The sequence below is a fragment of the Variovorax paradoxus genome (assembly GCF_029919115.1).
Lineage (GTDB): Bacteria > Pseudomonadota > Gammaproteobacteria > Burkholderiales > Burkholderiaceae_C > Variovorax > Variovorax paradoxus_O.
In genome coordinates this window covers 3,461,840-3,488,681 of sequence record NZ_CP123990.1, presented here as the reverse complement: position 1 = coordinate 3,488,681, position 26,842 = coordinate 3,461,840, and the positions used below count along the sequence as shown (strand labels likewise).

At 67.2% G+C, this 26,842-nt stretch carries 27 protein-coding genes; 20 read left to right on the top strand and 7 right to left on the bottom strand.

The genetic code is table 11. The features are described 5' to 3' along the window. Positions 1-7 precede the first annotated feature (7 nt). The 3 genes from QHG62_RS16890 to QHG62_RS16880 all read left to right on the top strand — a co-directional run bounded on the left by QHG62_RS16890 (position 8) and on the right by QHG62_RS16880 (position 5,315). Complete coding sequence (locus QHG62_RS16890) at positions 8-3,172, top strand: efflux RND transporter permease subunit (RefSeq protein WP_281146756.1); 3,165 nt, start codon at positions 8-10, stop codon at positions 3,170-3,172. Then, complete coding sequence (locus QHG62_RS16885; protein ID WP_281146755.1) at positions 3,165-4,589, top strand: efflux transporter outer membrane subunit; 1,425 nt, start codon at positions 3,165-3,167, stop codon at positions 4,587-4,589. Before QHG62_RS16890 ends, QHG62_RS16885 begins: the two co-directional genes overlap by 8 nt. A gap of 114 nt (positions 4,590-4,703) precedes the next feature. Continuing rightward, a complete protein-coding gene (locus QHG62_RS16880) occupies positions 4,704-5,315 on the top strand; it encodes a c-type cytochrome (RefSeq protein ID WP_281146754.1) in 612 nt (203 codons plus the stop codon). 77 nt (positions 5,316-5,392) lie between these two features. Here QHG62_RS16880 and QHG62_RS16875 read toward each other — a convergent pair whose 3' ends face one another. The 3 genes from QHG62_RS16875 to QHG62_RS16865 are packed head-to-tail and all read right to left on the bottom strand — an operon-like array spanning position 5,393 to position 7,446. Continuing rightward, positions 5,393-5,941, bottom strand: coding sequence for a DUF2946 family protein (locus tag QHG62_RS16875; RefSeq protein ID WP_281146753.1), 549 nt, complete (start codon positions 5,939-5,941; stop codon positions 5,393-5,395). A 35-nt stretch (positions 5,942-5,976) separates the two neighbouring features. After that, the gene (locus tag QHG62_RS16870; protein WP_281151686.1) at positions 5,977-6,957 is read right to left on the bottom strand and encodes a YheT family hydrolase; all 981 of its coding nucleotides are present in this window, start codon (positions 6,955-6,957) and stop codon (positions 5,977-5,979) included. Between the two features lie 36 nt (positions 6,958-6,993). Next, positions 6,994-7,446 (bottom strand): YybH family protein, encoded by a 453-nt coding sequence (locus tag QHG62_RS16865; protein ID WP_157616167.1) that lies wholly within the window; start codon positions 7,444-7,446, stop codon positions 6,994-6,996. Between the two features lie 218 nt (positions 7,447-7,664). On the opposite strand from QHG62_RS16865, the gene rutA reads away from it, so the two are divergent. From rutA to rutF, 6 genes are read left to right on the top strand one after another with little or no spacing between them, the layout of a single operon-like run. After that, positions 7,665-8,777: a pyrimidine utilization protein A gene (rutA, locus tag QHG62_RS16860; protein WP_281146752.1), complete on the top strand. Its 1,113-nt coding sequence runs from the start codon at positions 7,665-7,667 to the stop codon at positions 8,775-8,777. A 14-nt stretch (positions 8,778-8,791) separates the two neighbouring features. Then, positions 8,792-9,583, top strand: coding sequence for a pyrimidine utilization protein B (gene rutB, locus QHG62_RS16855; RefSeq protein WP_281146751.1), 792 nt, complete (start codon positions 8,792-8,794; stop codon positions 9,581-9,583). 24 nt (positions 9,584-9,607) lie between these two features. Beyond that, positions 9,608-10,000 carry a pyrimidine utilization protein C gene (gene rutC, locus QHG62_RS16850; RefSeq protein ID WP_281146750.1) on the top strand — a complete coding sequence of 131 codons (393 nt, stop codon included), beginning with the start codon at positions 9,608-9,610 and terminating at the stop codon, positions 9,998-10,000. A 2-nt stretch (positions 10,001-10,002) separates the two neighbouring features. Next, a complete protein-coding gene (gene rutD / locus QHG62_RS16845) occupies positions 10,003-10,803 on the top strand; it encodes a pyrimidine utilization protein D (RefSeq protein ID WP_281146749.1) in 801 nt (266 codons plus the stop codon). Then, positions 10,800-11,396, top strand: a complete 597-nt coding sequence (locus QHG62_RS16840; protein WP_281146748.1) for a malonic semialdehyde reductase — start codon at positions 10,800-10,802, stop codon at positions 11,394-11,396. Before rutD ends, QHG62_RS16840 begins: the two co-directional genes overlap by 4 nt. A 20-nt stretch (positions 11,397-11,416) precedes the next feature. After that, positions 11,417-11,959 (top strand): NADH-dependent FMN reductase RutF, encoded by a 543-nt coding sequence (rutF, locus tag QHG62_RS16835; protein ID WP_281146747.1) that lies wholly within the window; start codon positions 11,417-11,419, stop codon positions 11,957-11,959. A gap of 76 nt (positions 11,960-12,035) precedes the next feature. Here rutF and rutR read toward each other — a convergent pair whose 3' ends face one another. Further along, positions 12,036-12,779 carry an HTH-type transcriptional regulator RutR gene (rutR, locus tag QHG62_RS16830; protein ID WP_281146746.1) on the bottom strand — a complete coding sequence of 248 codons (744 nt, stop codon included), beginning with the start codon at positions 12,777-12,779 and terminating at the stop codon, positions 12,036-12,038. Positions 12,780-12,977: 198 nt separating this feature from the next. Between rutR and QHG62_RS16825 the strand changes: the two genes are divergently transcribed. The 7 genes from QHG62_RS16825 to QHG62_RS16795 all read left to right on the top strand — a co-directional run bounded on the left by QHG62_RS16825 (position 12,978) and on the right by QHG62_RS16795 (position 19,864). Continuing rightward, entirely contained in the window at positions 12,978-13,982 is a 1,005-nt protein-coding gene (locus QHG62_RS16825; RefSeq protein WP_281146745.1) for an isopenicillin N synthase family dioxygenase, read from the top strand. Between the two features lie 2 nt (positions 13,983-13,984). Continuing rightward, entirely contained in the window at positions 13,985-14,371 is a 387-nt protein-coding gene (locus QHG62_RS16820; RefSeq protein ID WP_281146744.1) for a VOC family protein, read from the top strand. A 66-nt stretch (positions 14,372-14,437) separates the two neighbouring features. Continuing rightward, on the top strand, positions 14,438-15,544 hold the full coding sequence (locus QHG62_RS16815) for a BMP family ABC transporter substrate-binding protein (RefSeq protein ID WP_281146743.1): 1,107 nt from the start codon (positions 14,438-14,440) through the stop codon (positions 15,542-15,544). Positions 15,545-15,575: 31 nt separating this feature from the next. Then, entirely contained in the window at positions 15,576-17,108 is a 1,533-nt protein-coding gene (locus tag QHG62_RS16810; protein ID WP_281146742.1) for an ABC transporter ATP-binding protein, read from the top strand. Further along, positions 17,101-18,252 carry an ABC transporter permease gene (locus QHG62_RS16805; RefSeq protein WP_281146741.1) on the top strand — a complete coding sequence of 384 codons (1,152 nt, stop codon included), beginning with the start codon at positions 17,101-17,103 and terminating at the stop codon, positions 18,250-18,252. The genes QHG62_RS16810 and QHG62_RS16805 overlap by 8 nt, the downstream gene beginning before the upstream one ends. Then, complete coding sequence (locus QHG62_RS16800) at positions 18,249-19,181, top strand: ABC transporter permease (RefSeq protein ID WP_281146740.1); 933 nt, start codon at positions 18,249-18,251, stop codon at positions 19,179-19,181. The genes QHG62_RS16805 and QHG62_RS16800 overlap by 4 nt, the downstream gene beginning before the upstream one ends. Then, positions 19,178-19,864, top strand: coding sequence for a cysteine hydrolase family protein (locus tag QHG62_RS16795; protein ID WP_281146739.1), 687 nt, complete (start codon positions 19,178-19,180; stop codon positions 19,862-19,864). The genes QHG62_RS16800 and QHG62_RS16795 overlap by 4 nt, the downstream gene beginning before the upstream one ends. On the opposite strand, the gene QHG62_RS16790 is transcribed toward QHG62_RS16795, so the two are convergent. Further along, entirely contained in the window at positions 19,861-20,628 is a 768-nt protein-coding gene (locus tag QHG62_RS16790; RefSeq protein ID WP_281146738.1) for a hypothetical protein, read from the bottom strand. The genes QHG62_RS16795 and QHG62_RS16790 overlap by 4 nt on opposite strands. Positions 20,629-20,674: 46 nt before the next feature. Between QHG62_RS16790 and QHG62_RS16785 the strand changes: the two genes are divergently transcribed. From QHG62_RS16785 to QHG62_RS16775, 3 genes are read left to right on the top strand one after another with little or no spacing between them, the layout of a single operon-like run. Beyond that, positions 20,675-21,274: a LemA family protein gene (locus QHG62_RS16785; protein WP_281146737.1), complete on the top strand. Its 600-nt coding sequence runs from the start codon at positions 20,675-20,677 to the stop codon at positions 21,272-21,274. Positions 21,275-21,286: 12 nt separating this feature from the next. Then, entirely contained in the window at positions 21,287-22,225 is a 939-nt protein-coding gene (locus QHG62_RS16780) for a TPM domain-containing protein (RefSeq protein WP_281146736.1), read from the top strand. A gap of 2 nt (positions 22,226-22,227) precedes the next feature. Then, the gene (locus QHG62_RS16775) at positions 22,228-22,746 is read left to right on the top strand and encodes a TPM domain-containing protein (protein ID WP_281146735.1); all 519 of its coding nucleotides are present in this window, start codon (positions 22,228-22,230) and stop codon (positions 22,744-22,746) included. 115 nt (positions 22,747-22,861) lie between these two features. Here the strand turns inward: QHG62_RS16775 and pdeM are convergent, their stop codons facing one another. Next, entirely contained in the window at positions 22,862-23,545 is a 684-nt protein-coding gene (gene pdeM / locus QHG62_RS16770) for a ligase-associated DNA damage response endonuclease PdeM (RefSeq protein ID WP_281146734.1), read from the bottom strand. Positions 23,546-23,625: 80 nt separating this feature from the next. On the opposite strand from pdeM, the gene trxC reads away from it, so the two are divergent. Continuing rightward, positions 23,626-24,075, top strand: coding sequence for a thioredoxin TrxC (trxC, locus tag QHG62_RS16765; RefSeq protein WP_281146733.1), 450 nt, complete (start codon positions 23,626-23,628; stop codon positions 24,073-24,075). Positions 24,076-24,090: 15 nt separating this feature from the next. Here the strand turns inward: trxC and QHG62_RS16760 are convergent, their stop codons facing one another. Then, the gene (locus QHG62_RS16760; protein WP_281146732.1) at positions 24,091-26,841 is read right to left on the bottom strand and encodes a ligase-associated DNA damage response DEXH box helicase; all 2,751 of its coding nucleotides are present in this window, start codon (positions 26,839-26,841) and stop codon (positions 24,091-24,093) included. Between the last annotated feature and the right edge of the window lies 1 nt (position 26,842).

Below are 26,842 nucleotides of genomic sequence, written 5' to 3'. Positions count from 1 at the left end.
CGCCCGCATGGCCAAATTCTTTATCGACCGCCCGATCTTCGCCTGGGTGATCGCCCTGTTCGTCCTGGTGATGGGCGGCGTGGCAATTACCCAGCTGCCGATCTCGCAATACCCGCCGGTGGCACCGCCGGCCATCGTGATCAACGTGGCGTACCCCGGCGCCTCGGCCCAGACGCTGGAAGACAGCGTGCTGTCCGTGATCGAACGCGAAATGAACGGTTCGCCGGGCCTGATCTACATGGAATCGGTGGCCCAGGCGGACGGCACCGGCACCATCACCATCAGCTTCGAGGCGGGCACCAACCCCGACCTTGCACAGGTGGACGTGCAAAACCGGCTTTCGCGCGCAACGCCGCGCCTGCCGGCCGCGGTAACGCAGCAGGGTGTGCGCGTAGACAAGTCGCGCAACAACTTCCTGATGTTCGTGATGCTGTCTTCGGACAACCCGCAGTTCGACCCGGTGGCGCTTGGCGACTATGCCGCGCGCAACGTGGTGCCTGAACTGCAGCGCGTGGTGGGCGTGGGCCAGGCCCAGCTGTTCGGCTCCGAAAACGCGATGCGCATCTGGATCGACCCGGCCAAGCTGCAAGGCTTCAACCTGTCGGCCACGGACGTGAACAACGCGATTCGCGCACAGAATGCGCAGGTGTCTTCGGGCACGCTGGGCGACCTGCCCAACATTCCCGGCCAGGCCATTGCAGCCACGGTGGTGGTCAACGGCCAGCTGGCCAACGTCGACCAGTTCAAGAAGATTGTGTTGCGCGCCAACCCCGACGGCTCGACCGTGCGGCTGCAAGACGTGGCGCGGGTCGAGCTTGGCGGCCAGTCTTATGCCACCTCGGCGCGGCTCAACGGCGTGCCGGCGGTGGGTGTGGGCGTGCAGCCCACGCCCAACGGCAACGCGCTTCAGTCGGCCAAGGCCATCCGCGCCAAGATGGCAGAGCTGCAGCGCTTCTTTCCGCCGGGCGTGAAGTGGGACATTCCGTACGACAGCTCGCGCTTTGTGCAGATCTCCATCACCGAAGTGGTGAAGACGCTGCTCGAAGCCATTGCGCTGGTGTTTGTGGTGATGTTCCTGTTCTTGCAGAACTGGCGCTACACGATCATTCCAACCATCGTGGTGCCAATTGCGCTCTTGGGCACGTTCGCCTCGCTGCTTGCGCTGGGCTTCTCGATCAACGTGCTGACCATGTTCGGCATGGTGCTGGTGATCGGTATCGTGGTGGACGACGCCATTGTGGTGGTCGAAAACGTCGAGCGCATCATGAGCGAAGAGGGGCTTTCGCCGCTCGAAGCCACCCGCAAGGCCATGCGGCAGATCTCGGGCGCCATCATCGGCGTGACGGTGGTGCTGATCTCGGTGTTTGTGCCGCTCGCATTTTTTGCGGGCTCCACGGGCAACATCTACCGCCAGTTCTCGGCGGTCATGGTGACGTCGATCGCCTTCTCGGCCTTCATGGCGCTGTCTCTCACGCCGGCACTGTGCGCCACGCTGCTCAAGCCGGTCGAAGCGGGCCACCACCATGAAAAGAGCGGCTTCTTCGGCTGGTTCAACCGCGGCTTTTCGCGCACAGCCAAGGGCTACGAAGGCATCGTCGCGCGCATTCTGCGGCGCGCCGCGCGCTACCTGATCATCTATGCCGTGATCATCGGCGCGGTGGTGTTTACCTACCTGCGGCTGCCAAGCTCGTTCTTGCCGGCAGAAGACCAGGGCAACATCATCGTGAACGTGCAGCTGCCGCCAGGCGCCACGCAAGAGCGTGCGCTGTCGGTCATGCAGCAGGTCGAAGGCTTCATCCTGAAGCAGCCCGAAGTGCAGAGCATGGTCGGCGTGATGGGCTTCAGCTTCTCGGGCCAGGGCCAGAACGCCGGCCTTGCCTTCGTGACGCTGAAAGACTGGGAAGAACGCAAAGACCCGGCCCATTCGGCCAGCGCGCTTGCGGGCCGCGCCTTCGGTGCGCTCTCGGGCATTCGCGACGCGTTCATCTACCCGCTGAGCCCGCCGCCCATTCCTGAACTGGGCAACGCGAGCGGCTTCAGCTTCCGGCTGCAAGACCGTTCGGGTGCGGGCCACGAGGCGCTCATCAACGCGCGCAACCAGCTGCTGGGCATGGCCAGCCAAAGCAAGATCCTGGCGCAGGTTCGCCCTGACGGCCTGGAAGACGCGCCGCAGCTGCAGATCGACATCGACCGGGACAAGGCCAGTGCGCTGGGCGTGACCTTCGATGCGATCAACGCCACGCTGTCGACCGGCCTGGGTTCGAGCTACATCAACGACTTTCCGAACCGCGGCCGCCTGCAGCGCGTGGTGGTGCAAGCCGATGCGCCGGCGCGCATGCAGCCGGACGACCTGCTGAAGCTGAACGCCAGCAACTCGCAGGGCCAGCCGGTGCCGCTCTCGGCCTTTGCCACCACCAAGTGGGTAACGGGCGCCACGCAAACGGTGCGCTACAACGGCTACCCCGCCATCCGCATCAGCGGCGACGCGGCGCCGGGCTTCAGCACGGGTGCTGCGATGGCCGAGATGGAAAAGCTCGCCGCGCAGTTGCCGCAAGGCTTCGGCTTCGAGTGGACGGGTCAGTCGCGCGAAGAAAAGCTCGCGGGCTCGCAGGCCATCATCCTGTACGGCTTCGCAATTCTGGCGGTGTTCCTGTGCCTGGCTGCGCTGTACGAGAGCTGGTCGATTCCGCTGGCGGTCATTCTGGTGGTGCCGCTGGGCGTGCTGGGTGTGCTGCTGGCAACCATGCTGCGCGCCTATTCAAACGACGTGTACTTCCAGGTGGGCCTGATCACCATCATCGGCCTCTCGGCGAAAAACGCGATTCTGATCATCGAGTTTGCAAAAGACCTGCAGGCGCAGGGCAAGGGCATCATTGAATCGGCCCTGGCCGCGGCGCACCTGCGGTTCCGCCCGATCATCATGACCTCGCTGGCCTTTGGCCTGGGCGTGGTGCCGCTGGCCATTGCCTCCGGCGCCGGCTCGGCCAGCCAGCGCGCCATTGGCACCGGTGTGCTCGGCGGCATGGTCACGGGCACGGTGCTGGCCGTGATCTTCGTGCCGGTCTTCTTCGTGGTGGTGCGCGGCCTGTTCAAGGGCAGCGCGCGCCAGCATGAAGCCGACAAGCGGCATGCAGAGGCCGCCGGCATCACGGAGGAAAAGACACATGACTAAGAAATTCATTCCTACCGCCCTGGCCGCAGCCATGCTGCTGGCCGGCTGCTCGCTCATTCCAACCTACGAGCGCCCCGCGGCGCCGGTGCCCACCACCTTTCCGGGCGATCCGGCGCAGCCGGCGGGCCAGGCCGCGGCCGCCCTGCCGTGGCAAGACTTCTTCACCGATCCGCGCCTTGCCGGCCTGATCCAGACCGCGCTGGCCAACAACCGCGACCTGCGGGTGTCGGTGCTCAACATCGAGCAGGCGCGCGCGCAGTTCCAGATCGAGCGCTCTGCCCTCTTTCCGGCGCTGGGCCTTACCGGCAGCGGCTCGCGCTCGAGCCCCAACCAGCTGCAGGCCTTCGACAGCAGCGCGGGCAGCGTGTCGTCGCAGTACAGCGTGAACCTGGGCATTACCGCCTGGGAGATCGACTTCTTCGGCCGCATCCGCAGCCTGAAGGACCAGGCGCTGGCGCAATACCTTGCCACCGAAGAAACGCGCAAGGCCGCGCAGATCAGCCTGATTGCCGCGGTTGCCACCGGCTGGCTCACGCTGATTGCCGACGACGAACTGCTCGAGCTCACGCGCCAGACGATGGTGACGCGCGAAGAATCGGTGCGCCTGACCAAGCTGCGCTTCGACAACGGCGTGTCGTCGGAGCTGGACTTCCAGGCCGCGAACTCGCTGGCCGAAACCGCACGTGCTTCTTACGCGCAGCAGCTGCGCACGCGCCAGCAGGACGAGAACGCGCTCGCCCTGCTGCTGGGTGCGCCGGTGCCGGCAGAAGCCACGGCCGGCGGCGCCAGGGGCCTGGACGGCATCAAGCCGATGCCCGAGGTGCCCGCGGGCCTGCCCTCAGACCTGCTGGCCGAGCGGCCGGACATCCGCTCGGCCGAGCAGCAGCTGATTGCGGCCAACGCCAACATCGGCGCGGCGCGCGCGGCGTTCTTTCCGCGCGTCTCGCTCACCACCTCGATCGGTACCGCGAGCAGCGAGTTCTCGGGCCTGTTCGACAGCGGATCGAAGGCCTGGGCCTTTGCGCCGCAGATCACGCTGCCCATCTTCGATGCGGGCCGCAACATCGCGGGGCTCGACTCGGCCAAGGCCGGGCGCGAGATTGCGGTGGCGCAGTACGAAAAATCCATTCAAACCGCTTTCCGCGAAGTGGCGGACGCCCTGGCCGGCCGCGCCACGCTGGGCGAACAGGTGCGGGCGCAGCGTGCGCAGGCCGATGCCGAGGCGGTGCGCTTCAAGCTTTCGGACATGCGCTACCGCAACGGCATTGCCAGCGCGCTGGACCTGCTCGACGCGCAGCGCTCGCTGTACACGGCGCAGCAGTCGGCAGTGACCACGCGGCTCTTGCAGCTGCAGAACCAGGTCACGCTCTACAAGACGCTGGGCGGCGGCTGGACAGGCCGCGAGAACAAGGGCTGAGGCTTTCGCGCGACGGCTCCGGAGCGGCCTTCCGTCCTTTGGGCGGAGGGCCTCTCTATAATCGCCGGTTGATTCGAAAAAGCCCCCCGACGAGCCCCCGTTATTGAGGACGCCATGAGCGCAGACCCGCATTACCAGGCCACAGAAGACGCCCACACCGGCCCGATCAAAAACCCGAAGCAACTGCTGCTGGCGGTATTTTTCTCCTTTCTTGCTCCCATCCTGATCATCGTGGGCCTTGTGGCCTATGTGGTTTCGGGCAACAAGCCCGCGGGCACGGCAGAGGGCGACAACATGGCGCTCTACGGCGTGTCGCAAGACGCGCGCAACCGCGAAGTGGCCGACCGCCTCAAGAAGGTCGGTGCCATTGAAATCCGCGACGCAAACCGCCCCCTGGCAACAGGCGAAACGGTTTTCAAGACGCAGTGCATTGCCTGCCACGGCTCGCCCGGCATTCCCGGCGCGCCCCACCTGAGCGACGCCGCTGCCTGGGGCCCGCGTATCGGCCAGGGCTATGAAACGCTGCTCGACCATGCGCTGCATGGCAAGGGCGCCATGCCTCCCCAGGGCGGCGGCGACTTCGAAGACCTCGAAATCGGCCGTGCCGTGGTCTACCTGGCCAATGCAGGCGGCGCCAAGTTCCCGGTGCCAGACCGCCCCGCCGCAGGCGCGGCGCCTGCCGAAGGTGCTGCCTCGGCTGCCGCACCGGCCAGCGCGGCCAAGTAAGCAGAACCCGGGGGCGCGCTGCCCCAAAAGCAAAAGCCGGCTTCGCGCCGGCTTTTTTACGCCTGCAGGGCGGCCAATCAGGGTTTGGCAGCGGCCACCGGCTGGCGGGCCGCGGGGCTCAGCACATGGCCGAAGCGCTGCGGCAGGTCGGCGGCGCGCACCTGTTCGGGCGTCCACAGGCTCTGCTCGATGGCATTGGCCGCCAGGCCCACGTCCTGCGTATGAACCAGCCCCAACCCGATGGGAGCGACCAGGTAAAGGCGCCCCTCCTCGTCGAGCAGGCAGCCCGAGACATCGGCGGCCTGCCCGGTATGGGCCGTAACGGCAAAGCCGTTGTCGTCCGCAATGCGCCAGACGAAGGGCGCCGCCTCCAGCTCGACGTACACGCGCTGGGGGCCGTTCTGGAAGAACCACTGCCCTTCCGCGTCGCGCTCGTAGTTGCGGTGAATGAAATCGATCAGCTTGTCGTGCCGCAGCATCGAGCCCTTTGCGGCCGGAAACGGGCCCTGGGCCTGGGTGCGGTCGTCGCGCATGTACCAGTTGCCGCGCGCGTCCAGGCCAAGCCAGCCGTAGCAATGCGGCACGTTGGGCCACTTGGCGAGCGCTTGTTTAACGATGTCGTCCATGCAAGCTATTTTGCGCGCCTGCGCGGCAGCCGGGCCTAGGCGAACTGCCCGAGCCAGCTACCGACGCTCTCCGGCATGCCGCGCACGTGCCCCGGCGGCGCGCCAAGCGGAAAGCCCACATGGCCGCCATGCGCAGGCTGCCACAACGTGACGTGCGGGCCCACTTCGCCCGGGCCCGGCAGGCTGCGGGCCGGAATGAACGGGTCGTTCAGCGCATTCACCACCAGCGCGGGCACGCGAATCGCGCTCAGGTGCGGCTTGGACGAGCCCCGCGCCCAGTAGTCGTCGGTGTTGCGAAAGCCGTGCAGCGGCGCGGTGAACACGTCGTCGAAGGTGTAGAGGTCTCTTGCCGCCATCAGACGCTCGCGGTCGAAAAGCCCCGGAAACTGGGCCAGCTTGGCCAAGGCCTTGGGCTTCATGGTCGCCAGGAACATGCGCGTGTAGACCAGCCGGTTGAAGCCGCGGCCGATGGCCTCGCCGCCCGCCGCAAGATCGAGCGGCGCACACACCGAGGCCACGGCGGCAACCGAGGCATGGGCCGTTTCGCCCGCCTCGCAGGCCCAGCGCAGCAGCGCATTGCCGCCCAGCGAAACACCCGCCGCCAGCACAGGCCCGCCGCCGTGGAGTGCCTGGCGCTGGCGCATGCGCCGCAGGATCCAGTCGATTTCTTCGTAGTCGCCCGAGTGGTAGGCGCGCGGGGCCAGGTTGAGTTCGCCGCTGCAGCCCCTGAAATGCGGCACGGCAAAGGCCATGCCGCGTTCGGCCGCAAAGGTGGCAAAAGCTTCGGCATAGTGGCTGCGCGACGAGCCCTCCAGCCCATGGAACAGCACCAGCAGCGGCCGTGGGCCCGGTGTGGCCGCATCGACAAAATCGACGTCGATGAAGTCGCCGTCAGGCGTGTTCCAGCGCTCGCGGCGGTACACCGGCGCCGGCCCGTTGAAGCGGCGCGCATAGAGCGCCGCCCAGATGGTCTGCAGGTTGCCGCCGGGCAGCCAGCGCGGCGCGCCGTAGCCCATGGATGAGTGCGGGGAAGAAACGTCGCCAGGCATTTCTCAGTGCAAGATTTGGGGCGGGTCGTTCGCGTCGACGGGCTCCCGCGCGCTGCCGGGGCTCGCATGGTGCGCCACCATGCGCCAGCCTTCGGCAGTCTTGTGATAGACGTTGGTGGCTAGCACAAAGGCGTGCTTCGGGCCTTCGGCGGTGAGCACCTCGATGCGTTCGAGCACGTTGTGCACCGCGCTTGCCAGCGACTCGATCTTGCGCACCCGCGCAGGCATGGCGTGGATGGCGCCGTTGCCGAACATCTGCTCGAAAGCCGCGCGGATTGCCGTGGCGCCCACCAGGCGGGGGCCGCCGGGATGCACGCAGAACACCTCGTCCTCGTCGGCCCAGCACGCCATCAGTGCTTCGATGTCGCCGCGTTGCAGCGCCTCATAGAACGCGGCCTCGATGTCGTCTGCAGTACCGCCGACGGCAGCGGCGGCGCGAAGTGGGGTCTTGGGCATGGGGTGATTTTGCCGCGCGATCGATGACGCGGTCGCTGCACCGGTTTGGCCTTGGGGCGCACCGTGCTGCCGCAGGTTGGGCAGTTCGCCTGCTCCACTTTGGACCAAATGGTCAAAAAGAAACATTCAAAAACACACAACGCATTGATTTGAAAGGACTTTTTCAACTGGCACGCGCCATGCATAGGGCTTTGCGACACCGCAACTGGAGCTTCTGCATGAACGTCGGCATCTTCATTCCCATTGGCAACAACGGCTGGCTGCTCTCCGAAAACGCACCGCAGTACAAGCCGAGTTTCGAACTCAACAAGGAGATCACGCTCACGGCCGAGCGCTACGGCGTCGACTTCGTGCTTTCGATGATCAAGCTGCGCGGCTTTGGCGGCAAGACGGAGTTCTGGGACCACAACCTCGAGTCGTTCACGCTCATGGCGGGGCTTGCGGCCGTCACCACCAAGATCAAGCTCTTTGCCACCGCGGCCTCGCTGGTGATGCCGCCGGCCATCGTCGCGCGCATGGCATCGACCATCGACTCGATCTCCAACGGCCGCTTTGGCCTGAACCTTGTCACCGGCTGGCAGCGGCCCGAGTATTCGCAGATGGGCATGTGGCCCGGCGACCAGTTCTTCGGCACGCGCTACCAATACCTTTCCGAATACATCCAGGTGCTGCGCGACCTGTGGGGCACCGGGCAGTCCGACTTCAAGGGCGCGCACTTCCAGATGGACGACTGCCGCCTGAGCCCCCGGCCGCAGGCCGGCATGAAGGTGATCTGCGCGGGCCAGAGCGATGCGGGCATGGACTTTTCCGCCAAATACGCCGACTACAACTTCTGCTTCGGCAAGGGCGTGAACACGCCCAAGGCCTTTGCGCCCGCGGCCGAGAAACTGATCGAGGCCACGCGCAAGACCGGCCGCCACGTGACCACCTACGTGCTGATGATGGTGATTGCCGACGAAACCGACGAGGCCGCGCGCGCCAAGTGGGAGCACTACAAGGCCGGTGCCGACCACGAAGCCATTGCGTGGCTGGGCCAGCAGGGCGCGGCCGACACCAGGTCGGGTGCCGACACCAATGTGCGCCAGATGTCCGACCCGACCTCGGCCGTCAACATCAACATGGGCACGCTGGTGGGCTCTTACGCCACGGTTGCGCGCCTGCTCGACGAGATGGCCGAAGTGCCGGGCACCGAAGGCGTGCTGCTCACTTTCGACGACTTTGTGCAGGGCGTGCAAGCCTTCGGCGAGCGCATCCAGCCGCTGATGAAGAGCCGCGCGCATGTGCAAAGCCCCGTGCCCTCGCAGGCCGAACCCGAGCGCCTTGCGGCCTGAAAGGAAAGACGCGCATGGCCACGCCCGCACGCAACACCACCCTCACCTCGACCACGCCAGTCGGCGCCCCGCGCCTGCCCGGCGCACCCGCGCCGCTGGTGCTGCCCGCCAGGCCCGAACCGCTGGCGCTGCATGCGACCGACTCCGCCCTGATCGTGGTCGACATGCAGAACGCCTATGCATCCATCGGCGGCTATGTCGACTCCGCGGGCTTCGATATTTCCGGCGCGCAAGGCACCATTGCCAACATTGCGCGCACCATTGCCGCGGCGCGCGCGGCCGGCATGCTGGTCGTGTTTCTGCAGAACGGCTGGGACGCCGCCTACGTCGAGGCCGGCGGACCAGGCTCGCCCAACTGGCACAAGTCGAACGCGCTCAAGACCATGCGCGCCAAGCCCGAGCTGGCGGGCAAATTCCTCGCCAAGGGCGGCTGGGACTACGAGCTAATTGCAGAAATGAAGCCGCAGCCCGGCGACATCGTGGTGCCCAAGACGCGCTACAGCGGCTTCTTCAACAGCACGCTCGACAGCACGCTGCGCGCACGCGGCATCCGCCATCTGGTGTTCACCGGCATTGCGACCAACGTGTGCGTAGAGTCGACGCTGCGCGATGCCTTTCACCTCGAATACTTCGCGGTGATGCTCGAAGACGCCACGCACGAGCTTGGCGGTGCAGCCATACAGAAGGCCTCGGTCTACAACGTCGAGACCTTCTTCGGCTGGGTTTCGACCGTGGACCAGTTCTGCGCCACCTTTGCACCCGAGCCCGCCGCGCAGCCTGTGCCGGCCGAAGCGGCCATTGCCTGATTTTTTTTAAAGGAGCCCGTCCTCATGCCCAAGCAAGCCATCATCCCCGCCGGAACCACCACGCCCATCGCCCCGTTCGTGCCCGGCACCATGGCCGACGGCGTGGTCTACGTGTCGGGCACGCTGCCCTTCGACAAGGACAACAACGTGGTGCACGTGGGCGACGCCTCGGCGCAGACACGCCACGTGCTCGAGACGATCCGGAACGTGATCAAAACAGCCGGCGGCACCATGGACGACGTGACCTTCAACATGATCATGATCAAGGACTGGGCCGACTACGCGAATGTGAACGCGGTGTACGCCGAGTTCTTTCCGGGCACCAAGCCGGCGCGCTACTGCATTCAGTGCGGCCTGGTAAAGCCCGAAGCGCTGGTCGAAATCGCCTCCATCGCCCACGTCGGCAACAAGGCCTGAGCATGCCGCTGCACTACGAAGTGCATGGGCCGGCCGACGGCGAGGCGGTGCTGCTGTCGTCGGGCCTGGGCGGTTCGGCCGCCTTCTGGCAACCGCAGATCGGCGCGCTCGTGGCGGCGGGCCATCGCGTGATTGCGTACGACCAGCGCGGCACGGGCCGCAGCCCCGCCGCACTGGACGCGGGCTACGCCATTGCCGACATGGCGCGCGACGTGGTGCAGATTCTGGACGCCACATCGACGCCGCGATGCCACCTGGTGGGGCATGCGCTGGGAGGGCTCGTGGGTCTGCAGCTTGCGCTCGATGAGCCCTCGCGCGTGGCGAGCCTGGTGCTGGTCAATGCGTGGTCGAAGCCCAATGCGCATTCAGCGCGCTGTTTCGATACGCGGCTTGCGCTGCTTGATGCCTGCGGGCCGCGCGCGTACGTGGAAGCGCAGCCGATCTTCCTGTACCCCGCGGCCTGGTGCGCGGAACATGCACAGCGCGTGGCCGACGAGGTCGATCATGCGTTTGCGCACTTTCCGGGCGAGACCAACATGCGTGCGCGCATTGCGGCGCTGCGCGCCTTCGACATCGACGCGCATCTTGGCGACATCACCGCGCCCACGTTGGTGGCCGCCGCCATGGACGACGCGCTGGTGCCGTGGACCTGCTCGCAGCACCTGGCCGATGGCCTTCACGACGTGACGCTGCACTTCATGCCGCACGGCGGCCATGCGCACAGCGTGACCGCGGCCGACGCCTTCAACCGCAGCCTGCTCGACTTTCTTTCCCGGGTCAGCGCACCCGGCGTTCCCGCATGACCACCACCTCAGCCCTCGACGACGCCGCACTGGCACTTCTCTTTACCGAAGCACGCAGCCACAACGGCTGGACCGCGGAGCCCGTGACGGATGCGCAACTCCGTCAGGTCTATGCGCTAGCCCGCATGGGCCCGACATCGGCCAACTGCTCGCCCGCACGCTTCGTGTTCGTTCGCACGCCCGAGGGCAAGCAGCGCCTTGCGCCTGCGCTTTCCAAGGGCAACCTCGACAAGACCATGGCCGCACCGGTCACGGTCATCGCAGCGTGGGACCGCAAGTTCTACGACAAGCTGCCCACGCTGTTTCCGCATACCGATGCGCGCAGCTGGTTCACCGGCAGCCCCGAGGCCGCGCACGAAACCGCCTTTCGCAACGCCAGCATGCAGGCGGGCTACCTGCTGCTCGCCGTGCGCGCGGTGGGGCTCGATGCAGGCCCGATGTCGGGCTTCGACAAGGCGAAGGTGGATGCCGCGTTCTTCGAAGGCAGCGACTGGACGACCAACTTCCTCATCAATCTTGGCCATGGCGATGCGGCCAAGGTGTTCGGCCGCCTGCCGCGGCTCGGCTTCGAAGAAGCCTGCGTCCTGGCCTGAAACCATTCCGGAAACCTCCCATGCTGCTGAACGCAATGGCCACCAACCACGTCATGCCAAGCGGTGCGCCGCATGCGCTGCCCAAGGCCGACTACCGCAACGCCATGGCGCGGCTGGGCGCGGCGGTCAACATCATCACCACCGACGGGCCCGCGGGCCGCGCCGGCTTCACCGCGTCCGCCGTGTGCAGCGTGACCGATGAACCGCCGATGCTGCTGGTGTGCCTGAACCGGTCGGCATCGGTGTACCCCGCGTTCACGGCCAACGGCGTGCTCTGCGTGAACGTGCTGGCGGCGGGCCACCAGGCGCTGTCGGGCCTGTTCGGCGGCAAGACGCCAATGGACGAGCGCTTTGCCGCGGGCCGCTGGGGGCGCAAGGCGACCGGATCGCCGGTGCTGGAAGATGCCGCGGCCTCATTCGACTGCCGCGTGGTGCAGGCGACGAGTGCGGGCACGCATGACGTGCTGTTCTGCGAGGCGCTGGCGATTGCCATTGGCGGGGCAGCGCAGAGCCTGATCTATTTCGACCGGCGGTATCACGAGATAGCAGCGCCGCCGCACTGACCTGGTCTTCTCTCCTCTCCCTTTGGGAGAGGGAGCAAGTCCGCAACCCGCCCCTGTCATCCCAAGGGAGTAACTCCTAACGCGGGGCAATCCCATGCAGCACGATCCGCTGCACGTTCTCCACCGTCTGCTCGAAGAACACCGGATCCTCCAGCGTGTGCCCCGTCAGCGCCTGCACCTGCACGCCGAAATCCGCATAGTGCTGCGTGACGGCCCAGAGCGCGAAGATCAGGTGATGCGGATCGACCGGTGCGAGCTTGCCGGACGCGACCCATGAACGGATGACCTCCGACTTGCGCTCCACCAGCGTGCGCAGTTCGCGGTCGAGCTCGTCGCGCAGCAAAGGCGCGCCCTGGATCATTTCAAGGCAGAAAAGGCGCGACGCATCGGGCCGGTCGCGCGAGACCACGAGCTTGCGGCGGATGTAGCCGCCAATGGCCTCGCCCGGGTCCTGCTCGGCGCTGAAGCCGCGCAGCGGCTCCAGCCACAGCGCGAGCAGGTCGCGCAGCACGTTCACGTACAGCTCTTCCTTGTTCGCAAAGTAATAGAGCAGATTGCTCTTGGACACATCGGCCCGCGCCGCCACCTGGTCGATCGACGTGCCGTGCAATCCGAAGCGCGAGAACAGGCCCAGCGCCGCGCCGAGGATGGCGCTGCGCTTGTCCTCGATCTGGCGCAGCCTGCGGCTCACCGCCGAGGCGCTGCGCACCGCGGGCTTCGCGGACTTGCGCACCAGGCCCTTCGCGGCGCCCTTCACAGCGCTCTTCGCCGGGGTCTTCTTTGTGCTGCTGGCTGTGGCCAGCGCCTTGGTCTTCGGCATCTTCCCTCGCTTCTCGATTTGCAGGCTCTTCATTGAACGCGCACCACTGTAAGGCCGCGGTGCATCGCGTTGCGCCGGCCGGGCCTTCCGGCACGCGCGGCGCGCACCATGCTGACGCGACAAATGCCTTTTGTCCATTTGGTCCAACTGGCACAGACGTTGCATGGCGAAAGGCATGCCAAGCACGAGGACCGACACATGACAACCCTGCTGTCCGTACCCATCATCGATCTCGCGCCCTACTTCGGCGGCACGGCCGAAGGCAAGGCGCAGGTCGCCAGAAAAGTCGACGAGGCCTGCCGCAGCATCGGCTTTCTGGTCATTACCAACCACGGCATTCCGGCCGAACTGATCGCGCGCGTGTCGAAGCTCTCGCGCGAGTTCTTCGACATGCCGCTGGCCGAGAAGCGCAAGGTCGACCGGCCGCGCGAAGACGCGGTGCGCGGCTACAGCGCAGTGGGCGAAGAAGGGCTTTCGTACAGCCTGGAAGAGGCCGCGCCCGGCGACCTGAAGGAGTCGTTCTCGATCGGCCCCTCGGGCGTGCCCGACGACGACTACCATCGCGGCCCCGCTGCCGGGCCGCATTTCGAGCCCAACAGCTGGCCGCCGATAGACGGCTTTCGCGAAGCGTATGAAGCCTACTTCGAGGCGATGAGCGATCTCTCGCGCTCGCTGATGCGCATCTTCGCGCTTGGGCTTGCGCTGCCCGAGATGTTCTTCGACGACAAGATCGACAAGCACATCAGCATGTTCCGCGTGCTGAGCTATCCGCCGCAGCGTGAAGCGCCGCTGCCGGGCCAGTTGCGCGCAGGCGCGCACAGCGACTACGGGAGCCTCACCATCGTGCTGCCCGACGACAAGGGCCTGCAGGTGTTCAACAAGGCGGGCCAGTGGGTCGACGTGCCGCAGGTGGAAGGCGGCCTGGTGGTCAACATTGCCGACCTGATGATGCAGTGGACCAACGACCAGTGGGTGTCGACGCTGCACCGCGTGGTCAATCCGCCGTTCGAGGTGGCCAGCACCAACCGCCGGCAGTCGCTGGTGTTTTTTCACCAGCCCAACTACGACGCGATGGTGGAGTGCCTGCCAAGCTGCCTTGCGCCGGGCGAGCAGCCGAAGTACGCGCCCATTTCATCGGGCGACCACCTGACCTCCAAGTTCGTGAAGCAGACGACGTTCGGCGGCACCAAGGCCGTGGCCTGAGCATGGCGCATCTCTCCTACGTCAACGTCTTCGCCAAGGACGTGGTCGCGCTCAGCGGCTTCTACCAGCGCGTGTTCGGCTTTGCCGAAATCGAGGCCATCCGCTCACCGATCTTTCGCGGACTCGACACCGGCAAGTCGAGCCTCGGCTTCAACGCGCTCGATGCTTATGAGCTGCTGCACCTGGCCGAATTTTCCGACACGCGCGGCGTCAAGTTTTTGCTGAACATCGACGTCGACAGCAAGGACGACGTGGACCGCATGGTGCCCGTTGCGCTCGAGGCCGGCGCAACGCTGGTGAAGCCGCCCTACGTCACTTACTACAACTGGTACCAGTCGGTGCTGCTCGACCCCGAAGGCAACGTGTTTCGCATCAACTTCATGATGTGACGCGCGCAGCACCTCCGTCTTCAAACGCTTTTTTTTCCTGGCTTGCTTCTCACGAAAGGTCGCTCCATGCTGCGCACTCCCACCCACGGCTTCACCTCCGGCCTTGCCCTGGCGCTTGCAGCCGGCGTCGCGTTCGTCTCGCTGCCCGCGGCAGCCGCCGACGGCTTTACGCTGAAGGACAAGCCGAAGATCGCGATGCTTTACTTCGGCCCGAAGAACGATGGCGGCTGGACGCAGGCCTTCGACGAAGCGCGCGTGAAGATCGAGAAGGAAATCGGCCAGAAGATCCAGTTTGTGGAGAACGTTCCCGAAGACGCATCGGCCATCAAGCCTGCGGCCGAGAAGTTCATCCAGCGCGGTGCCAACATCGTGATCGGCACCGCCTTCGGCTATTCGGACAGCTTCAAGGACTTGGCCGCCAAGTACCCGGGGGTGGCTTTTCTCAATGGCTCGGGCACCACCAACGGCAGCAACCTCGAATCGTTCTACGGCCGCACCTACGAGAGCCAGTACCTCTGCGGCATGGCCGCGGGTGCGGCCTCCAAGACGGGCAAGCTCGGCTTCGTTGCGGCCAATCCGTTCGGCGTGGTGAACTGGACCATCAACGCCTTCGCGCTCGGTGCGCAGAAGATGAACCCCAACGCCACCGTCAACGTGATCTACACCGGCGCCTGGAACGACCCCGTGAAGGAACGCGCCGCCGCGGCCGCGCTGATCGACCAGGGCGCCGACGTGATCGGGCAGCACGTGGACTCGCCCACGCCGCAGATCGTGGCACAGGAGCGCGGCGTGTACGGCACCGGCCACCACCGCGACCTGCGCCAGTTTGCACCCAAGGCCACGCTGTGCTCGTCGGTGTGGGTGTGGGACCGCTTTTTGACGCCCGAGCTCAAGAAGATCATGGCCGGTGACTGGAAGCCCGGCCAGTACGGCGCCTTCATCGAGATGAAGGACGGCGGCACCGACATTGCTGGCTTCGGCCCCGCGGTGCCCAAGGACAAGGCCGCGGCCATTACCGCCGAGCGCGACGCGATCATGAAGGGCAAGCAGGTCTATGCCGGCCCGCTTGCCGACCGCGACGGCAAGGAGCGCGTGGCCAAGGGCGCGGTGCTTTCGGACGCCGATCTGTGGAAGATGGACTGGTTCGTCAAGGGCGTGGTCACACAGAAGTAACCCAAGAGAAGAAAAAGCAAGGCGATCCGGCATGCCCAACGCGCTCGAACTCACCGGCATCCGCAAGAGCTTCGATGGCTTTGCGGCGCTGACCGACGCGCACTTTGCCGCGCGCTGGGGCGAGGTGCATGCGCTCCTGGGCGAGAACGGCGCGGGCAAGTCGTCGCTGATGAACATTGCGGCCGGGCTCTATGCACCTGAAGCCGGCCAGCTCTTGGTCGACGACAACGTGGTGCGCTTTGCCGGCCCGGCCGACGCGGCAAGGCAACGCATCGGCATGGTTCACCAGCACTTCAAGCTGGTGCGGCCGTTCACGGTGGCAGAGAACATTCTGCTCACCGCCCCGCCGCCGGCCGGGTTTCAAAGCCACGGAGAACGCCTGCGCGAGATCTCGCGTGACATCCGCAACAAGGCCTCGGAGCTGGGCTTCGACATCGACCCCGCAAGGCGCGTCGATTCGCTCTCGATTGCCGAGCAGCAGCGGGTGGAAATTCTCAAGGTGCTGCTTGCGGGCGCCCGCATCCTGATACTCGACGAACCCACCGCGGTGCTTACCGACCAGGAGGCTGCGCGCCTTCTGCAAACCGTGCGCGGCCTTGCGCGAAGCGGCTCCGCCGTGGTGCTGGTCACGCACAAGATGGCCGACGTGAAAACGTATGCCGACCGGGTAACGGTGATGCGCGGCGGCCGCACGGTGGCCACGCTGGCGCCCGACACCGCATCGGTCGCCGAGCTGGTGAAGCTCACGGTGGGCGAATCGATTGCCACGCAAAGTTTCCAGGTAGCAAAGTCGCCGCGCGGCGCTGTGCGGCTCGCGGTGCGTGGCTTGCGCTCGGCGCCGTCGCCAGAAGGCCGCCGCATCCTCGACGGCGTCGACCTCGAACTGCATGCGGGCGAAATCTACGGCCTTGCCGGTGTGGGCGGCAACGGACAGGGCGAGCTGGCCGGCGCCATCATGGGCCTGCCCGATGCGGGCGGTGCGCTCGAAGGCGAGATTCACCTCAGCGGCCACGGCGACCTGAAGGCCATGAGTGCACCAGAGCGCCGCAACGTAGGCATTGCCGCGATTCCGGCCGACCGCTATGGCCTTGCGCTGGCCGGCGGCCTTTCGGTGGCCGAGAACTACGCCATAGGCCGCGTGCACACCGGCCGCTACGGCCCGGCATGGCGCCTGCGGCGCGGTCGCATCCGGGCCGATACGCAAGAGGCGGTTCGCGCCTTCGATGTGCTGGGGGTGCGCTCGGTGGTGCAGAAGGCAGCGCTGCTCTCCGGCGGCAATGCACAGAAGCTGGTGCTTGCGCGGGAGTTCGGCAAGTCGCCCTCGCTGGTGCTGGCGCACAGCCCGAGCCGGGGACTCGACGTGCGCGCGAGCGCCGAGGTGCATGCGCGGCTGCGCGCGGCGCGCGACGGCGGCGCAGCGGTGCTGCTGATCAGCGAAGACCTCGACGAGGTGCTGCAGCTGGCCGACCGCGTGGGCGTGATGACGCGCGGCCGGATCGCCGGTGAATTCGCGCAGCCAGCCGACCGGCAGGCGATTGGACAGGCGATGGTGGACCATGGTTGACGCAACGCTCGCGGCCATTGCGCAGCCCGCGCAAACCGACCCGGAAGCCGCGCACCGCGCGCGGCGCCAGCCGCTGGCGCGCCGGCGCTATGCGCTGGAGATCCGCCAGCACATGGGGTGGCGGCGGCAGGCACTGATTCTTGCGGCGGCGCTGCTGGCCGGCCTGGCAATTTCTGCCGCGATTCTTGTGGCCGCCGGGGTTCCCGCGGACGAACTCGCCAACGAGTTCGTGATGCAGACCTTTTTCGACGGCCAGAACTTTCGCGCCGTGCTGTTCCAGGCTGCGCCGATGATCCTCGTGGGCCTGGCGGGCTCGCTGGCGTTTCGCGCGCGCTTCTGGAACCTGGGGCTCGAGGGCCAGATGGTGTGGGGCGCCATCGGCGCCACGGCCGTCTCGATGTGGCAGGTGGGCCCCGAGCCGCTGCGCCTGCCGCTGATGTTCGCGGCCGCCATCGGCTGCGGGCTGCTCTGGGTGCTGGGGCCGGCGTGGCTGAAGATCAGGCTCGGCGTGAACGAGATCATCTCCACGCTGATGCTCAACTACATGGCGGCCAACTTCTTGCTGCACCTGGTGTACGGCAGCTGGAAGGACCCGAAGGACAACTTTCCGTATTCGCCGCAGTTCCGCGCCTTCGAGCGGCTGCCCGAACTGGGCGCCGGCGTGAGCAGCGCCATCTTGCTCGCGGCGGTGGTGGCGCTGCTGGCGTGGTGGCTGGTGGGCGTGAGCCGGGCCGGGCTGTACCTGCGCTTTGTCGATGCCAGCCCGCGCGTGGCGCATGCCAACGGCGTGCCGGTGCGCCGCACCATCTATGGCGCCGTGCTGCTGTCGGGAGCGATGGCCGGGCTCGCGGGCTTTGCGGTGGCCTCGGGGCAGGAGGGGCGGCTCACGCAGGCCTTCTACCAGGGCTACGGCTTCTCGGGCATCCTCATCGCCTTTCTCGCACGCAATAACCCGCTGGCGGCCACCGTGGTGGCGCTGCTGGTGGCGGCGCTGTTCGTCACGGGCCGCAGCCTGCAGGTGTTCTACCAGGTGCCGTTCTCGATGGTGCAGCTCATCCAGGCCATCATCGTGGTGTGCGTGGCGTCGAGCGATTTCTTCATTCGCCACCGGGTGCGGCGCGTGGGTGGGGAGCAAGCGCAGTGAGCGGAAGCATTGTTCTGAACTGGCTCGCGAGCACGCCCGACTTCGCGGTGCCTTATGCGCTCGCGGCGCTGGGGCTGATCATCAGCGAGCGGGCGGGCGTGCTCTCGCTGGGCGCCGAAGGGCTGATGCTGGTGGGTGCGCTCGCGGGCATCGGTGCGCAAATCGTCCTGGGGCAGCCCGGCGTGTCGCTGGTGCTTGCCATGCTTGCGGCCAGCGCGGTGTCGCTGCTGTTCGCGGTGATGGTGATCTGGCTGCGCGTGAACCAAGTAATTGCGGGGCTCGCGCTGGTGTTCTTCTGCCAAGGCTTCACGGCGCTTGTCGGCTCGCTGGCCGAATGGACCAACCACGCCACCGAAGGCATCGGCTCGATGGCGCTGTGGCCGCTGTCTCTCTTGCCCGGCGTTGGCCGGCTGTTCGAGCAGAACGCGATGGTGTGGCTCACGTTGCCCATCTTCGTTGCAGTGGCGTGGTTTTTCTCGCGCACCTCGGCCGGGCTGCGGCTGCGCGCGGTGGGCGAAAACCCGCAGGCGGCCGATGCGGCCGGCATCCGCGTCACCACATGGCGGCTGGCCGCGGTGCTCGCAGGCTCGGCGCTGGTGGGCCTTGCGGGTGCCTACATCTCGGTGGTGAGCACCAAGCTGTGGATCGCAGGCATGACCGGCGGGCGCGGCTGGATTGCGGTGGGGCTGGTGATCTTCGCGCGCTGGTCGCCATGGAAGGCGCTGGTGGGTGCGCTGCTGTTCGGCTGCATCGAGGCGCTCATTCCCCAGCTTGCGGCGGCCGGGGTGCAGCTGCCGCAGTACTTCGTGATGATGACGCCCTATGCGGTAACGCTGGGCGTAATGGTGTGGGTCGCATTGGCCCGGCGCGGCGGAGACGACGAGCCGGGCGCGCTCGGCCAACCCTATGTTCGGGAGGAGCGGCGATGAAGGCCTGGGTGTACGGCGAAGAGCGCGAACTCGGCGCGGCGCAGTTTGCGGACTACCTCGATCCGGCCACCACGGCTGTGGTTTCCATCGACATGCACCGCGGCCACCTGGACGACAGCCCCGACTGCCCCTGCCCCGCGCCGCGTGCGCGCGACGTGGTGGCGCCCATCGACAGCTTTCACGACGATGCCCGCGCGCTGGGCGTGCGCATCGTGCACGTCAAGTCGGTGCTGCGGCCCGATGGCGCCGATGACATCAACGGCATTCCGGCTGCGTGGCGGCGCACCTTTCCGCTGCACGTGGGCGCCATACCGAATGCCGATGCGCATGCCATCGAAGGCTCGCGCTGGACCGAGTGGGTTACCCGCGTGGAGCCGGGCGACATGCGCGTGGAAAGCAAGCGCCGGCTGTCGGCTTTCTATCCGACCGACCTCGACTTTCTGCTGCGCAACCAGCGCATTGAAACGGTGGTGCTCAACGGCGGGTTTACCGATTGCTGCGTGCTCAACACCGCGTTCGACGCCAACAACCACAACTACCGCGTGATCGTGCTGCGCGACCTGGTGCGCGGCACCGACCCGCACCTGGAAAGCGCCGCGCTCAGCATGGTGTCGCTGCACCTGGGGCTGGTGCTCGACTCGGCCGAACTGCTGCGCCAGTGGCGCGGCATTGGCCAAAGCTAGCCAGCAAGGCCCAACCAGCGCCGCAGCACAGGCTGCATGTCGCCCTGCGCCGCCTGCCACACCAGCTCCGGCGCGGCCACGTGCACGCCGGCGGGTGCGATGCGCAGGGCCATGTCGACCAGTTCGGCGAGCTTGGAGGGGCGCACCGGCTGCTCGCTCGCCGGCACCATGAAACGCATGATCGACAGCATCCACGCGGCCAGCCTTTCGGCAGGGTTTGCCAGCCTGGCGTTGAGCGGCTTGCGCGCGGAACGCAAGAGAATCACGCGCTCGAAGCCGCTGGCGACCACGGCCTGCTCGTCGAGGCTCGCAAGGCCGCGCTTGAGCGCCTCGGGCAGGCGGCCCTGGTCGTGCGGCTGCACGATGGCGAGCGTGTGCACGCCGCAGGCACGCAGCCAGCGCGAAAGCTCGGGCAAATCGGAAGGCTGCGGCACCCACAGTGCGCGCTCGCGGCCGTGGTAGAGCCGGGGCGGATCGAAGGCGATGACCGCGGTATCGGCCGAGGTGAGCCCCCATTGCGCAATCGGCACGTCGGGGCAAAGGCAGGTTTCGACGCCGCGCATGCCGTCGCGCATGGGCTCGCGCGACAGCACCCGCACATGGGCAAAGCGGTGGCCGCTTGCGAGCCGGCGCAGCAGCTCCTGGCCCAGGGCGCCGGTGGCGCCGGCAATCAGGAGCGTTCCGGCCGTAGCGGCAGTTGCGGCTGCCGGGGGCAATACCACGCGGTTGGCAGCCTGCAGGGCTTGAAGGGGATCGAGGGCCATGGAGCCATCTATGCTAACTTCCGGCTCTTCTGCGGAGGTAATGAAAATGATGCTGAAACGGTGGCTCTTGATTCTTGCTGCGGTCCTGTCCCTGAGCGGATGCGGCTACAACCAGTTCCAGTCGCTCGACGAGACGAGCAAATCGGCCTGGAGCGAGGTGCTCAACCAGTACCAGCGGCGTGCCGACCTCGTGCCCAACATCGTGGCCACCGTGAAGGGTGAGGCCAGCTTCGAGCAGGACACGCTCACCAAGGTGATCGAGGCGCGGGCCAAGGCCACGTCGATCCAGGTGACGCCCGAGACGCTGAACAACCCCGAGGCGTTCAACAAGTTCCAGCAGGCGCAGGGCGAGCTCTCGTCGGCGCTGTCGCGGCTGATGGTGGTGTCGGAGCGCTACCCGGAGCTGAAGGCCAACCAGGCTTTCCGCGACCTGCGCGTGACGCTGGAAGGCACCGAGAACCGCATTACCGTGGCGCGCAACCGCTACATCCAGACGGTGCAGGAGTACAACGTGCTGGCGCGCAGCTTCCCGACGAACATCACGGCCAAGATCTTCAGCTATGAGCCGAAGCCCAACTTCTCGGTGCAGAACGAAGCGCAGATCTCGACGCCGCCGACCGTCGATTTCAGCGCTCCCAAGAAGTAAGACAGCCACTCGATGGCCCTTGTCCTGATACGCCGCGTGCTGGCCGCCGTTCTGCTGGCGGCCACGGCGTGGGCCGGTCTTGCGGCCGGTGCATGGGCGCAAGACCTTCTGCCGGTGCCCACGCTCACGGCGCGGGTGATCGACCAGACGCAGACGCTGGCCGAACCGGAGCGCGCCGACCTCGATGCCAAGCTGGCCGCCTTCGAGCAGCGCAAGGGCTCGCAGATGGTGGTGCTGATGGTGCCCACCACCCAGCCTGAAGACATTGCGAGCTATGCCAACCGCGTGGGCAACGCCTGGAAGATCGGGCGCAAGGACGTGGGCGACGGCATCCTGGTGATCGTGGCCAAGAACGATCGCAAGATGCGCATCGAAGTGGCCAAGACGCTGGAAGGCGCGGTGCCCGACCTGGCCGCCATTCGCATCATCGACGAAGAGATGAAGCCGCGCTTTCGCAACAACGACTTTGCGGGCGGGCTGAACGCGGCGGTGGCCCGGCTCATCGGCCTGGTCGACGGCGAGGCGCTGCCCGAGCCTTCCAGCGGTGGAGACGAAAGCTCCGGCTTCGGCGACGGTATCGACTGGGAGAACCTGGCGATCTTCCTGTTCGTCGGCGTCTTCGTGGCGGCGCCCATCGTGCGCTCGGTCGTCGGCAAGAAGCTCGGCTCGGTGGTCATGGGCGGCGGCATTGGCGCGATTGCGTTCTTCATCACGACCAGCATCGTCATCGCGGTGCTGGCGGGCTTTGTGGCGCTGATGGTTTCGCTGTTCTCGGCGGCGGCTGCATCGGCCCCCACGCGCCGAGGCCGGGGTGGTGGCGGCGGCGGCTGGAGCGGCGGTGGTGGAGGCGGCGGCTGGAGCAGCGGCAGCGGCAGCAGCGGAGACAGCGGCGGTTTCAGCTCCGGCGGCGGCGGCGATTTCGGGGGCGGCGGCGCCTCGGGGGACTGGTAGGCATGGCAACGCTTTTCTCCAGGCTCGGCCGCATCTGGCGCCACCAGTGGATGGACGAGGCCGATGTGCGCCGCGTGCTGCCCGACGCCGCCATGGAGCGCCTTGCCGCGCGCGTGGCTGCAAGCGAAAGGCGCCACAGCGGCGAGATCCGCATCTGCGTGGAGGCGGGCCTGCCCTGGTCTTACCTGCGGCGGGATGCCTCGGCGCGCGAACGTGCCGTCACGATGTTCGGCAAGTTGCGCGTGTGGGACACCGAGCACAACAACGGCGTGCTCATCTACCTGCTGCTGGCCGAGCACGCGATAGAGATCGTGGCCGACCGCGGCATCAACGCACGGGTCAGTGCCGCCGAATGGTCCGCGATGACGCAGCGCATGGGAGCGGCGTTTCGCGAAGGGCGGTTCGAAGACGGGATCACGCAGGCGCTCGAAGAAATGTCGGCCTTGCTGGTCGAGCACTTTCCGCTGGCGGACGATCAGCCCGATACCAACGAGCTGCCGGACGCGCCCGTGGTTCTTTGAATTTCTCCCTCCCCTCCCGGGGGAGGGCCGGGGTGGGGGCAAGCGGCGCTGGCGATGGGTGCGCTCTGCCTGCCCCCATCCCAGCCTTCCCCCGGAGGGGGAAGGAGCGAAGACCTCAATCCGGCGCCGGTAGCGCCCACACCGTTTCACCGCCCACCGCGTAGAAGCGCCGCCCGGGCGCCCGCTCCAACAGCCATCCGCCCGTGAACTCGCCGAACGCCGGCAGCACGGCCTGCTGGTCATCGCTCACGAAACACGGCAGCCGCACGCTGTCCCGACCCGGCCCGTAAAGCTTGCACACCGGGTGCAGGTGCCCGGCCAACACGAAATGGGTGGCATGCGATTGCGGGTGGTGGCAGCAGGCGAAGGGGCCGAGCAGATAGGGCTCGTCGACCACCTCAATGTCGAGGGCCTCTGGCGGATCGCCCGCACGGCTGTCGTGATTGCCCCGCACCAGCGTCATGCCGACGACCCGGTGCGCGGCGCGCCAGTCGGCGAGCGCGGCCAGCACTTGCGGCGTGCGCGCCTGCGCCGCATGCATGAAGTCGCCGAGAAACACGATGCGCTGCGGCGCATGGGCAGCGATCAATCCATCGAGCCGCGCCAGGTTCTGCTGCGTGGTGCCGCCCGGCACCGGCTGCCCCAGCGCCCGATAGGTCGCGGCCTTGCCGATATGCAAGTCGGCGATGAACAGCACACGGCCGTCGGGCCACCAGATGGCACGTTCGGGCAGCAGATGAAGCAGTTCGCCGGCCCACCGGAGCGGCAGGGCCGACGAGGAAAGTTGCGGGGAAGTCACTGGCACCAAGTGTCGCAAAAGCCGGCGGGTGCGGCCGGCCGTCACTTGCAATTCACCCCCGCGGACCCCAGTTCTTCGGCATGACCGAAACGCCATCGCTGCACATCGTCTGCCCGCACTGCCACACGACCAACCGCGTGCGCGCGGCACAACTGGGCAGTGCGCCCGATTGCGGCAGTTGCCATCGCCCGCTGTTCGCCGGCCATTCGACCGCGCTGCCGGACGAAAAGACCTTCGACCGCCACATTGCACGCAATGAAATTCCGGTGCTGGTGGACTTCTGGGCGCCATGGTGCGGCCCCTGCCGCCAGATGGCGCCGGCCTACGAGCAGGCTGCGGCCCAGCTGGAGCCGCGGGTGCGGCTGGCCAAGGTCGATACGGAGGCCGTGCCCAACCTGGGTGCGCGCTTCAACATCCGCAGCATCCCCACGCTGGCGCTGTTTCGCGGTGGCCGCGAGGTGGCGCGGCAGGCCGGTGCCATGGGCGCGGCGGACATCGTGCGCTGGGTCAAGGCGCACGGCGCGGGCTGAGCCGGGCGGCTCACCTCAAAGTGGCGGCAAAGGCCGTGAGCGGCGCGAGGGCGGCCTGCGCTGGCGCTGCGGCGCGGGTGGCTTGCCCGGCCCTTCCTGGCCGAACGCGAGCGTGCTCTTCACGCGTTCGATTCCTCCGGCGGTGACCACGCCGCCCGCGGCTTTTTCGAGTTGCTCGACCATGCGCGCGATGCGGTCGGCCACGTTCTCGTTCGACAGCTTTTCGCGGAACAGCTCGACCATGAGCGGAAAAGAAAACGGCGTCGGCCGCTCGAGCGGCCTCAGCACCAGCTGCTGAGTCGCCATGCGCGCGAGGCTGGCACGCAGCCGGCCTATTTCGAGCTCTTGCGCGAGCAGTTCCTGCTCGGCCTGCAGCAGCAGCTTGTTGGCGGGGTCGTACTTGCGGAACACCTCCCAGAACAGCGACGACGAGGCCTGCAGCTGCCGGTTGCTGCGCTTCTCGCCGGGGTAGCCCTGGAAGATGAGGCCCGACACACGCGCAATTTCGCGAAAGCGGCGCTGCGCCAATTCGCCCGCGTTGAGCGAAGCCAGCACTTCGTGCAGCAGTTCGGCGTGCGCATCTTCGCCTTGCGGCAAGCGCAAGACCTGCGGCAGCAGCGCGGGCCAATCGACCGGCACGGCGCTCAGCAGTTCGAAGCCGTAGTCGTTCACCGCAATGGAGAAGGTGCGCGCATCGTGCTGCGCCACGCGCCAGGCCAACAGGCTCGCGAGCCCCAGGTGCACGTGCCGCCCCGCGAACGGATAGAGGAACAGGTGCGAGCCCTCGCGCGTCGTCAACGTTTCGGCCAGCAGGGTTTGCGGCGTGGGCAGGGCCGACCATTGCTGCTGGATCTCCAGCAGCGGACGCACGCACTGCAGTTCGGGTGAGTCATAGCGTCCTTCGCCGGCCAATGCGAGCTGCTGCACCACGGCATCGGCCAGCGTGGTCGAAAGCGGCATGCGCCCGCCGTTCCAGCGCGGCACCGCGGCGCGCTTGCCGGTGGCGCGCCGCACCCAGGCCGTCATGTCGTGGATGCGCACGAGCTCGAGCAACCGGCCGCCGAACAGGAAGCAATCACCGGGCTTCATGCGCGCAACAAAGCCTTCTTCGACGCTGCCGATCTTGCCGCCGCCCATGTACTGCACGGCCATGCTGGCATCGCTCACGATGGTGCCGATGTTCATGCGGTGCCGGCGTGCGAGCCGCGCGTCCGGCACGCGCCAGACGCCTTCCGCATCGGGCACCGCGCGGCGGTAGTCGGGATACGCGGCCAGCGAAGGGCCGCCCTGGGAGACGAAGGACAGGCACCACTCCCAGCTCTCCCGCGAGAGCCCTGCATAGGCCGCGGTGCCGCGCACTTCTGCATAGAGGTCGTCGGGCACGAAGCCGCCGCCGAGCGCCACCGTGACGAGGTGCTGCACCAGCACGTCGAGCGGCTGCACCGGCGTGTGGCGCGCCTCGATGTGCCCTGCCGCAATGGCCGCGCGCGCGGCAGCCCCTTCGACCATCTCGATGCTGTGCGTGGGCACGAGCGTGATGCGCGACGGCCGGCCCGGCGCATGGCCCGAACGCCCGGCGCGCTGCAGCAGCCGCGCCACGCCCTTGGGCGAGCCGATCTGCAGCACGCGCTCGACCGGCAGGAAGTCGACGCCCAGGTCGAGGCTCGATGTGCAGACCACCGCCTTGAGCTCGCCGCTCTTCAGGCCAAGCTCCACCCACTCGCGCACCGCGCGGTCGAGCGAGCCGTGGTGCAGCGCAATGGTGCCCGCCCATTCGGGCCGCGCCTCGAGCATGGCCTGGTACCAGATCTCCGATTGCGACCGCGTGTTGGTGAACACCAGCGTGGTGCTGCTGGCGGCAATTTCATCGAGCACTTGCGGCAGCATCGTGAGCCCCAGGTGCCCTCCCCACGGAAAGCGCTCGGCGCGGCCGGGCAGCAGCGAATCGACGACCAGCTTCTTGGGCACCGCGCCCTGAACGAGCACGCCCTCCTCGTCGCCGAGCAATGCGCGCATGGCCTCTTGCAGGTTGCCCAGCGTGGCCGACATGCCCCACACCGCGAGCCCCGCGTTCCAGCGCCGGAGCCGCGCAAGCGCCAGTTGCACCTGCACGCCGCGCTTGTTGCCGAGCAGCTCGTGCCATTCGTCGACCACCACCATCTTCACGCGGCCGAGCACCTCGCTGGCATCGGCGCGCGCGAGCAGCAGCGAGAGGCTCTCTGGCGTGGTGACGAGCACGGTGGGCAGGCGCTCGTTCTGCGCTGCGCGCTCGGTGGACGATGTGTCGCCGCTGCGTGCGCCGGCGCTCCACGGATGCACCTCGGCGCCCAGCGCTTCGAGTGGCTGCTTGAGCGCACGCAGCGTGTCGGCCGCGAGCGCGCGCATGGGTGTGAGCCACAGCACCGTGAGCGGCGGCGCTGTGGGGCGCGCGGTTTCCTTCTTGGCTTGAGAGAAGACTTGAAGCGCGCCAAGCCACACGGCGTAGGTCTTGCCCGCGCCGGTGGTGGCATGCAGCATGCCGGACTTTCCTTGCGCGATGGCTTTCCACACATCGCGCTGGAACTTGAAGGGCTTCCAGCCGCGAGCGGCAAACCATGCATCGAGCGCCGCCTTGACTGCTGTCTTGCTCCTTCCCCTCCCGGGGGAAGGCTGGGATGGGGGCAAGCGGCCTTCGACAAGCGGCTGGCCTTTGTTGCGCCGCTTGCCCCCACCCCTGCCCTCCCCCGGGAGGGGAGGGAGAAATTCGGGGTCCACCGGCGCAGTCATG